Genomic DNA, 8,229 nt, shown 5'->3' on the forward strand with positions numbered 1-8,229 from the left:
ACATGATACTGGCACAGCTTGCCATTCATTTTCAGGATAGGCTGGAGGGGTATCTGTGGAATGGAAGAGAATTTACACAAAAAACTTAACAGACCCGTAGCTTGAGTCTCCTACAAATTTTCCATGCACCCCTCACCATCTCAAGTCAGATGAATAATATTACCTCAAGATTTTCATTCCAGCGGATACGCCTCTTCATTGCCCCCGGTATCATTATATGTGAGCGATAGAGCGGGCTTGTTGTCACCGTGGATTTTATTGTATAATCCCCTGACCGGGAGGTTGAGATGAAAGCCGCTGTGCTCGTCAAAACAGGTGAGGAGTTGGTAATCCAGGAGAGGAATATCCCATCGCCCAAAGATGGTGAGGCGCTGGCCAGGGTAGAGATGTGCGGCGTGTGCACATCAGACCTGATGGCCCTGAGAGGTGAGGTGACGGATTATTCCCCGCCCGTCGTCATGGGACATGAGATCGCCGCCACAGTCGTCGAAAGCAGAAATCCGGAGCTTAAGGTCGGCGAACGGATCACACTTAACCCGATGGTTACATGCGGCCGATGTGTTTTCTGCAAGCGGGATCAGGGAAAATACTGCGAGAAGCTTTACGGTTTCGGACATGATATAGATGGCGGCTATGCCGAATATATGCTGATACCGGAACAGGCGATCCGAATCGGTGGCGTGATCCGAGCCCCCCGGGATATGCCGTCAGAGGATCTGATCTTCGTCGAACCGCTCGGCTGCTGCCTGAACGCATGGAGGGAGACCGAGTTCCGTCGCGATCTCGTTATACTCGGCGCCGGCCCTATAGGGCTTATCTTCCTCAAGCTGGCGATCCGATCCGGTCTGCGAACAGCCGTCTTCGAGCCGCTGAGTGAAAGGAGGAAATGGGCTCACAGGCTCGGCGCCGATGGGGTTTTCGGGGTAGAGGAGGATGAGGTGGAGAGATTTAAAGAGACGATGGACGGCGGGGCCGATACGGTGATAATCGCCACAAACAATCCCGAAGCGATCGATCTGGCCTTCAAGGTGGCCAGACGGGGGGCCTTTCTTAATTTCTTCGGCCTGTTCCCAAAGGGGAACGAGCTGAGACTTGAACTCGAAAATCTGCATTTTATGGGATACAGGTTGATCGCATCGTGGGCCTTTTCAAAATGGAGCCTTAAAGCCGCTATGGATGAGCTCGCCTCGGGAGAGATAAATCTCAGATCTCTTTTAACGCATGTCCTCCCGATAGAAAGGATAAACGAGGCCTTAAGGATAGTTGATGGGAGAAGGGGGATGAAGGTGGCGATCAAACCATGACCGATGGGAAATTGAGCAAGCTTCATGCCTATCTGGAGATCATTCGGTATCCTTTGTTTCCTATACCGATCGTTTCCACCCTTCCCGGAGCCATGATAGCCAGCGATGGGAGGATCTCATGGCGGTTTCCCCTGGCCCTTTTGACGGCAACTCTTGGATATTTCGCGGGGATGATGAAAAACGATTATTTTCACCGCGATCTGGACGCCAAGGCCCATCCGAATAGACCGATCCCATCTGGCAGACTCTCGGCGAGGGAGGTTTTCATCGTTGCAAGCTCGCTATACCTCCTCTGCGTGGCCCTGGGGTTCGCGATGAACTGGAAGGCGGGCCTCATGGTTGTGATTCTGGTGATGATCTCACATCTGTATAACGCCATCTTCAAGCAGAAAGGAGTTTGGGGAAGCATATCGCTGCCGCTGGGGATAGGGCTTTTGAGCATCTTCGGCTCGCTGGCGGTCTCGGGTGGAATTCCCGCTCTGACCTGGTATGCTTTCGGATCGATCTTCCTTTTCGATTTCGGAACCCACATAGTCACGACGTTCAAGGATATAGAGCGCGATAGAGACCTCGGCGTGGTGACCACGCCTATACAGATAGGGATTAGACCGTCATTGGCGCTATCGGGGATAGCAACAGTTGGGGCTTTTCTTCTCGCCCTCATGCCTCTTCTTGAAGGCGAGATCGGTTGGGAGTATACGATATGGCTTGCACTGGCCCTCATAATAACCGGTATTACAAGGGTCCCTCTCATGATAAGGCCCAATGAGAGAAACGGATATCTGGCCTTGAAGGGGGCGATGACCGGATCTATCAGCTTCTTCCCCGCTTTGGCTGCGGCGATGATGCCGATATGGGTTTCGGCCATCACCATTTTGCCGCTGATTCTCATCTCATGGCTTCTCCTTCAGAGATCGAAACAGGAGGTCTGAAATTGAGACATCTCAAGGAGATCGAAGATCTCGTCAGGGAGACCTTCTCACTCTGGGATGAGAAGCGACAGGGGTTCTCCTGGAGAAACTACTATTGGAACCACACATCGCGCGTCAGGGCCTTATGCCTTGAAATCGGAGGAAAGGAAGGGGCCGATCTGGAGAAGCTCGCCTACGCGGCGACGCTTCATGATATCACCAAACGCTACGACGGACGCATCCTGACAGATGAGAACGGAAGGAGGATAACGGACGAGAAAGGGTTCTGGATGACCGAGCTTGTCATGCCCAAGAGGGAGAACCTCGTGACCAAACTCTACCATGAACATAACCTCTATCATACCCTCCATAACATCTCGGGAGCGTTTATAGCGGGTAAGATCCTTGAAAGATATGGATTCCCCTCTGACTTCATCGAGTCGGTGAAGCTCATCATCGAAGCTCATCTAAAACCCCTCAACGCCGATGAGGATGAGTTGAAAAGGCTGTATTCCCCTCTGGAATCACGGATACTTCACGATGCGGACATGATGGACGCCAACCTCGGATATGTGGCCTTCTTCAGGAATATACAGATACACACCTACAGCATGATACGGAGAAACGGCAGGGCTGATCTGAGGAGATACGTTGAGGGCCTGCCCAGGTGGATCGATATGAAGGAGAGCTTCGTCGAAAGGCTTATGACCCAGACGGCCAGGCATATGGGGGAGGAAAGACAGAGGAGAAAAAGGGAGCTGTGGGGAAAGTTGAGGATGGAGCTGGAGGAGTTCGAATTCAACAGACGGTATGGACTGCTGGGCGTCATAGAGTATTTCATGAGCTGCGCCGACGATCCGAACCTCGTCGAGCAGATGTCTTATCTTGAGAGGAGATGGATACCGCAGAGATTAAACTGGATCGAAGGCGAAGGAGATACCGATGTCCGATCTGAAGCACGAAGGGCGGTCGAACGGGTCATCGAGTTCAAGCGGCTTTTATCGGGAGAGATCGAAGGACGCGCCTAGGGTCAGATGTGAACCTGAACGGTCGTCTTTCGCTGAGATGGATCAAAAGCAAGCAGGGTTGTCTTGCCCTCCTTGAAGAACGTTCCGCTTTTGAATTCGGAGCGTGTGTGAACCTCTTTCAGTGGCACGCCATCCACCGAGACCCCTCGTACCTCGACCTCACTCAATCGCAGCGTGAAATCGGGCACCTGAACGGGCAGGTCGAGATGGATCGTATGACCCTCCACCGATATCTCGGCCATCTCTCTGGCACAGGCATAGTTCGTGATCTCACTGCATTTACGCCATTGCGTCCTCTCATTCTTCGGATCGAGCTGTTTGAGGCGTCGAACGACAGCTTTTAGGGTGTTAAACCCGCGCCTGTCATCGTTATGTAGGCCATAAAACCCCTGCCAGTGACTGCACAGGACGGCCGGATCTCCGGCGTTTATCACGGCGGGCAAGCGTCCCCCCTGAAGGTCGGAGGTTATGTATCTATCGACGCTCACCTCGCCATAGCCCGTCCACGAGCCGGTCCAGTCGCCGGTGGCGGCTATGATCTCCCCGACCGCCGTTCCGGATTCCCTGTCGGCGAACCACACGGGCGTTTCCACGGCCTCATCTGAGACCCGCTTGAAGAAGTAAGGGGTTGGGTTGCCCGTGACCTCCCTGACGGCGATGCCCGTTACCTTGGCGTAGAATTCCAGCGTTCTGCCGCCGAAACCGCCTGGCGATGTGACCCCCTCAGGTGGCAGGCCGACGTTCGTCAGTATACGGCATGCAGTGGCGATGTATTCGACGACGAGGTCCTCCTGATCGACCGGCAACTCCGACCACTCGTACTGCTCCCAGATCCCCGATTCAAGCGGTTTAAGGGTCTTCGGATCGACCACGACCGTGTGAGTGATCATCTCAGGCGTTATATCGAAGGCGGGGGCTATGAGTTCCCGGCACATCTTCAACCAGCTTTCCTGTTGAGCCCTGCTGAAAAGGGGAAGTCCCTCGTCGATGCGGCCCAGCGCAGCGGGACACGGGACGAGGCTGAACTTGCCGCGAACTCCGTTCTCCAGACACCACTCGGCGAACTCCCGCGTGAAGGACTCGGGATGCACAACGGGGACATCCTCCCATCTCCTGTTCCCGCCGTCCACGGGATTACGATCCCGCATCCAAAAATAATTCAGGTTGATCAACACGGTTGAGTCATCTATGATGAGCGATAACGGCACGCGATCCAGGGCGTGCCGGACGATTTCAACCTTCATAGTTCCTCACCTTTCCCTTTCGGATAGACGGTCACGTCGTTAAGGCTTATAGGCTCGCCCAAAAAGTATGTCACCCAATCCTCGGAGACCTCCACCATCAGTATGGTGCCGTCCTCGGCGAGGTAATCGTGGATCTCCACGTCATATTCCTCTCTTACATCCGGATCGAGATAGGTCATGTGTGCCTCTATAACGCCGCGTCGTTCGTACTCCACCTCCTCAGACTCTCCCGTCTCAGGGTCTTTGAAATTCATCCTTATCCTGGAGGGAAGGGGCTCGCTGAACTCCTCTTCGCTGTCAAGGACGAACCTCGCGAGGTTATAATCCTCCTCATCGACCTTCTCCACGCCGAGGATGACCTCCTCGTCATTTTCAAGCAGGTAGAGCCATCTGAGGAACCCCCTGCTCTCGTATTTTCTCACCGCCTTGACCTCAAAGGTTCTGCTCACCGCCTCGGAGAGGGCGAAGGTGGTAGTATCCGCCAAGTCCACCATGCTTCCTATAGGGATATCCTCCAGCGGACTGGCGGGGGATCTTTCCCTTTCCCGTTTCCTTCTGAAAAGGGTCATGAAACACCTCATTAAAGTCTAGAGGTGAGGGTCTAGAGTCTAAGATCTCTTTCATCCCTCGACTCTAGACCCTCGTCTCTCTATTTATCACACGTTTTCCACAAGCCACTGATAGCATTTTCTATAGCCGATGGCAGGGTCCTCCCTGCCCTCATATTCGGCGCACCAGACCCCGTCATATCCGGCTTCCTTAAGGCATTTGACGGCATAGTGCAGATCGATCTCCCCCTCGCCGAGGGCTGCGCCCCGATATTCACCTCTGCTCCCCGTGCCGTCCTTCATATGTGTGTGTAGAACGTATGGGGCGATTATCTCGTAGAAGTGGTTTATCGTCTTCAAATCATGGCCGAACCACCGGTAGTTCATCGTGTCCAGGTTCGATCCGACCCGTTTCGATCCGACCGATTCGAATATCCTCACCTGCAGCTCGGCGTCGTTGGTCACGAGCCCGTGATTATCGAGGGCGAAATAGACATCCAACTCCTCGGCGAAATCGAGACATCTTCTCAGACATCCCGCTATCGCCTCATCCCATCTCTCCTGGGGCACGGAGTCCTTGGGCCTGCCTCCCTCGGTCCTTATGACCTTCGTGCCCAGCGTTCTGGCCACCTCGCAGATCTTCCTCATCCTTTCGACCTGCTTTGCGATCTCATCCTCATCGAGCAGGACGAAATCGTTGCCGGCGCTCAGCGCTGAGACCTTCAACCCATATCTCTCCACGATCTGTCTGACTTTCTCCGCCTCGGCCTTCAGGTCTGAGACGTCCGGTTTCCACACATCAGCTATGGAGAGCTCGACATAACCGAAGCCCGTTTCGCTGGCATACCGTAAAAACTCCTCAAACGAATATCCAGGGAAGTTATAGTGTATAACCCCGATTTTCTTCTCGTCCATCACAGCTCCTCCCTTGTGGGATTCCACCCAAGTATACCATAGATCTGATTGGACTTCAACGGGGATTTACCCTTCGGACTTTTCCCCGGCGAGGACCTGTTCAAGTTCCTTGACCACCCTATCAAGCTGCTTGCGCGCCGTGGGATATGAAACTCCCAGCTCCTGGCTCACCCTTCGCATATTCCCTTTATTTCTCACGAACATCTCGATGAAGGAGGCAGCTTCAGTCGAAAGCCTGCTAAGCGGGCCGAGGGCGAAGGTTCCTTCGACCACCGTATCGCATTTGGTACAGGCCAGCCGCTTTATCACCATCTCGCCACCGCACGATGGACATTTGAAGCTCTTCATGGTATATCCTCCAAATGCTGTGTTTAGACATGATTATATCAGTAATCTTCCAATTTTTCAAGGATTTCCCGATAAAAGATTTAGATTGCCGGCTGATAAGGAGATAAAGTGGCAACCTCTATCCCGAAAATAACGCTCGCCGCCGAGAGGCGAATTATACTAATTACCCTTACGAGAGCCGCCGGGAAAGCCTACTCTTTTAAGGGTGGGATGAAAGGCGGTTTGTTTTTATCTTCGGCTGTGGTATAATACCCTTGGTACAAAACCCTAGGGCCGGACCGGTCCGAAGTTAAGCCTCTGGAGAAGAGGGCCTCTGTAAAGGTTAAGGAACGAGGAACCGGGAGTGGAAAACGTTACAACGTTAAACGTTGAACGTGCAACGGATTTCTCGTTCCTCCGATGTAAGCCGCTTCGATGAAGGAGGAAGCCCATCTCCTTTCAGGAGTGGGAGGAGGTCACTCTACCCAAAAGGATGAAATGGTGTTATAGATTAGCATTCCCTTCGACAATAGGAGGTAATCGATGTCCCTTAAGCTTTCCATAAGGGAGAATATGGCTCCCGGAAGAACGCTGATGGAGAAGTTTCACTCGCTCAAGGAGCTCGGATTTGACGGGATAGAGCTTACCACGAGCAGCAGCCTTGAGAGGTTAGGCGAGATTAAAGCAGCTATGAGGGAAACCGGCATACAGCCCTCCATCACATCGGCGCGCGGTGGTGCGATACTGGACGCGCGTAAAGGGGAGAGGGATCTGGCGGTTAAGGCGCATAAGGATGCTTTGACGCTTGCCGGGGAGATAGGAGCGGTGGGCGTGCTTTCGGTGCCGTTGATCGCCGTCAAGATGGGCGGCAGGCCCAGGATAAACGATCTCTCACCGCTTGCCTCAACTCAGGAGCTGGAGAGAAAACTACTGGTGGAGCTTTACAGGGATATATGTGAACACGCCGAGAAGGTGGGGGCGTATCTGATAATCGAGCCGCTCAACCGATATGAACAGTGGTGGCCTTGCACGTTGGCCGACGCCGTGGGCATCTGCAAGGAGGTCGGACATCCCAACTGTAAGATAATGGCGGATCTGTTTCACATGAACATCGAGGAAAGAGACATAGCTCAGAGCATACAGGAGGCCAAAGACTACATCGTAAACGTCCACCTTGCCGACAGCAACAGACTTACGCCCGGTCACGGCCACACGGATTTCAAATCCGCCTTCAGGGCGCTTAAAGATATAGGATACGAATACTTCTGTGCCCTGGAATGTGGCGTGCCCGGAGATAGATGGGAGGAGCTTAAAAGAACGGTGGAGTATCTCAGAAAGATATACGATGAGGCATAGAGCGTTACTTTGGAGATTGCTGTGCCTGATCTCTTTGACGATTAGCGGCTGCGACCTGGCGAAAACCTTATGAAAATAAGAAGGAGATGGGGAAATGGGGCATCTATATGCGGATGTGACGGTAAGGGGTAACAAGGCCGCTGTGGAGTTGAAGAACGTGCTTATTGATACAGGTGCCACCTATACGGTCTTGCCGGAGAGGATTTTGGAGGAGGTAGGCGCCCCGAGAATTCCAGGTGAGATTGAAATAGAGTTGGGAAATGGGCAAAAGGTTAAGGCTAAAGCCTATGGGGTGGCGATCAAGATTAAAGGCGTTGAAGCGCCTGCAATAAGTATAGCTTTTGAAGGAGCTCAAACCGTTATCGGAGTGGAAACGCTGAAATCCATTGGGCTGAGATTAGACCCGACGACAGGTGAACTGGAGTTTACAAGGCCTAAAGGATTGGCCTATTTCTATCAAGTTAAGGAGGCTGGCTGACTGACAAATCTCAGTCCTCAGTCCGAGAAAACCCTTGAAAATTCTGGGCTTGTCGAAGTTTCAAAAACTCGAACAATTGAGAGCGCCAGGAAGTCTTATCACATAAGGGTTTCCGACG

9 protein-coding genes are annotated in these 8,229 nt (G+C 52.9%); 5 read left to right on the forward strand and 4 right to left on the reverse strand.

Features of this window, described 5'->3' with window-relative positions; all coding sequences use genetic code 11:
• Positions 1 to 287 precede the first annotated feature (287 nt).
• Genes J7M22_05465 through J7M22_05475 form a run of 3 tightly spaced genes read left to right on the forward strand, consistent with a single transcriptional unit; the run spans position 288 to position 3,243 of the window.
• Positions 288 to 1,304: an alcohol dehydrogenase catalytic domain-containing protein gene (locus J7M22_05465; GenBank protein ID MCD6506058.1), complete on the forward strand. Its 1,017-nt coding sequence runs from the start codon at positions 288 to 290 to the stop codon at positions 1,302 to 1,304.
• Entirely contained in the window at positions 1,301 to 2,236 is a 936-nt protein-coding gene (locus tag J7M22_05470; protein ID MCD6506059.1) for a UbiA family prenyltransferase, read from the forward strand. The genes J7M22_05465 and J7M22_05470 overlap by 4 nt, the downstream gene beginning before the upstream one ends.
• 2 nt (positions 2,237 to 2,238) lie before the next feature.
• Positions 2,239 to 3,243, forward strand: a complete 1,005-nt coding sequence (locus J7M22_05475; protein MCD6506060.1) for an HD domain-containing protein — start codon at positions 2,239 to 2,241, stop codon at positions 3,241 to 3,243.
• 2 nt (positions 3,244 to 3,245) lie between these two features.
• Here J7M22_05475 and J7M22_05480 read toward each other — a convergent pair whose 3' ends face one another.
• The 4 genes from J7M22_05480 to J7M22_05495 form a co-directional block, all read right to left on the reverse strand.
• Positions 3,246 to 4,487, reverse strand: coding sequence for a hypothetical protein (locus J7M22_05480; protein MCD6506061.1), 1,242 nt, complete (start codon positions 4,485 to 4,487; stop codon positions 3,246 to 3,248).
• The gene (locus tag J7M22_05485) at positions 4,484 to 5,056 is read right to left on the reverse strand and encodes a hypothetical protein (GenBank protein MCD6506062.1); all 573 of its coding nucleotides are present in this window, start codon (positions 5,054 to 5,056) and stop codon (positions 4,484 to 4,486) included. Before J7M22_05485 ends, J7M22_05480 begins: the two co-directional genes overlap by 4 nt.
• Before the next feature lie 87 nt (positions 5,057 to 5,143).
• Positions 5,144 to 5,950 (reverse strand): sugar phosphate isomerase/epimerase, encoded by an 807-nt coding sequence (locus J7M22_05490; protein ID MCD6506063.1) that lies wholly within the window; start codon positions 5,948 to 5,950, stop codon positions 5,144 to 5,146.
• Between the two features lie 66 nt (positions 5,951 to 6,016).
• A complete protein-coding gene (locus J7M22_05495; protein ID MCD6506064.1) occupies positions 6,017 to 6,298 on the reverse strand; it encodes a DUF2089 family protein in 282 nt (93 codons plus the stop codon).
• 522 nt (positions 6,299 to 6,820) lie between these two features.
• Between J7M22_05495 and J7M22_05500 the strand changes: the two genes are divergently transcribed.
• Both J7M22_05500 and J7M22_05505 read left to right on the forward strand, forming a co-directional pair.
• Entirely contained in the window at positions 6,821 to 7,633 is an 813-nt protein-coding gene (locus tag J7M22_05500) for a sugar phosphate isomerase/epimerase (protein ID MCD6506065.1), read from the forward strand.
• A 94-nt stretch (positions 7,634 to 7,727) separates the two neighbouring features.
• A complete protein-coding gene (locus tag J7M22_05505; GenBank protein ID MCD6506066.1) occupies positions 7,728 to 8,111 on the forward strand; it encodes an aspartyl protease family protein in 384 nt (127 codons plus the stop codon).
• Positions 8,112 to 8,229: the final 118 nt, after the last annotated feature.

It is taken from the genome of Candidatus Poribacteria bacterium, assembly GCA_021162805.1.
GTDB lineage: Bacteria > Poribacteria > WGA-4E > B28-G17 > B28-G17 > JAGGXZ01.

Coding starts and splice junctions, on each gene's coding strand:
- J7M22_05465 (MCD6506058.1), top strand. CDS start 288: ATGAAAGCCGCTGTGCTCGTCAAAACAGGTGAGGAGTTGGTAATCCAG.
- J7M22_05470 (MCD6506059.1), top strand. CDS start 1,301: ATGACCGATGGGAAATTGAGCAAGCTTCATGCCTATCTGGAGATCATT.
- J7M22_05480 (MCD6506061.1), bottom strand. CDS start 4,487: ATGAAGGTTGAAATCGTCCGGCACGCCCTGGATCGCGTGCCGTTATCG.
- J7M22_05485 (MCD6506062.1), bottom strand. CDS start 5,056: ATGACCCTTTTCAGAAGGAAACGGGAAAGGGAAAGATCCCCCGCCAGT.
- J7M22_05490 (MCD6506063.1), bottom strand. CDS start 5,950: ATGGACGAGAAGAAAATCGGGGTTATACACTATAACTTCCCTGGATAT.
- J7M22_05495 (MCD6506064.1), bottom strand. CDS start 6,298: ATGAAGAGCTTCAAATGTCCATCGTGCGGTGGCGAGATGGTGATAAAG.
- J7M22_05500 (MCD6506065.1), top strand. CDS start 6,821: ATGTCCCTTAAGCTTTCCATAAGGGAGAATATGGCTCCCGGAAGAACG.
- J7M22_05505 (MCD6506066.1), top strand. CDS start 7,728: ATGGGGCATCTATATGCGGATGTGACGGTAAGGGGTAACAAGGCCGCT.